Raw genomic sequence first — 1,024 nt, forward strand, 5'->3', positions numbered from 1 at the left:
CGCGCCCATCGCGTCGATGACCTTCTGCGGCACCACCACGTTGCCGAGCGACTTGGACTGCTTCTTGCCCTGCTCGTCGACGGTGAAGCCGTGGGTCAGCACCTGCCGGTACGGCGCCACGCCGTCCATCGCCACGCCGGTCAGCAGCGCGCTGTGGAACCAGCCGCGGTGCTGGTCGGAGCCTTCCAGGTACAGGTCGGCCGGCTTGCGCAGGCCGTCCTGCGGACGCTGCGCGAGCACGCATTCGTGGCTGGCGCCGGAGTCGAACCAGACATCGAGAATGTCGGTGACCTTCTCGTAGTCGCCGGCCTCGTCGCCCAGCAACTGCTCAGCGGTCATCGCGTACCACGCGTCCACGCCCTCGCGCTCCACCGCGTCGGCGACCTGGCGCATGATCTCGACCGTGCGCGCATGCGGCTGGCCGGTCTCGCGATGGAAGAACAGCGCGATCGGCACGCCCCAGTAGCGCTGGCGCGAAATCGTCCAGTCCGGACGGCTCTCGATCATGTTGTAGATGCGCGACTCGCCCCAGCCCGGGATCCAGGTCACGCCCGGGATCGCGGCCAGCGCGTCGCGGCGCAGCCCGGCCTGCTCCATCGAGATGAACCACTGCGGGGTGGCGCGGAACACCACCGGCGTCTTGTGCCGCCAGCAATGCGGATAGCTGTGCTTGATCCTGCCGCGCGCCAGCAGCGCGCCGTTCTCGCGCAGGATCTGCAGCAGCAGCTCGTCGCTCTTGAAGATGTGCTTGCCGGCCAGCACGTGCTCGCCCGCCGCCGGCGTCGACGGCAGGTACAAGCCGCGCGCGTCGACCGGGTTGATCTGGGCGGCGTTGTAGCGCGCGATCAGGCCGTACTTGAGCGAGACCGCGTAGTCCTCCTGGCCGTGGCCGGGCGCGGTATGCACCGCGCCGGTGCCGGCGTCGGTGGTGACGTGGTCGCCCAGCAGCACCGGGATTTCGCGGTCGGCGTAGAACGGATGGCGCAGGCGCAGGCCTTCGAAGGCCTCGCCCGGATGCGCGGAC

The 1,024-nt window shown here is 69.8% G+C and carries 1 protein-coding gene; it reads right to left on the minus strand.

Going from position 1 to position 1,024, the window contains the following annotated elements:
• Positions 1 to 1,024, minus strand: a 1,024-nt coding sequence (locus AB0D94_RS37965) for a class I tRNA ligase family protein (protein ID WP_362062587.1), incomplete at both ends; no start/stop codon positions are given.

This window comes from Streptomyces sp. NPDC048255, from assembly GCF_040652415.1.
In the GTDB taxonomy this organism is placed as follows: Bacteria; Actinomycetota; Actinomycetes; order Streptomycetales; family Streptomycetaceae; genus Streptomyces.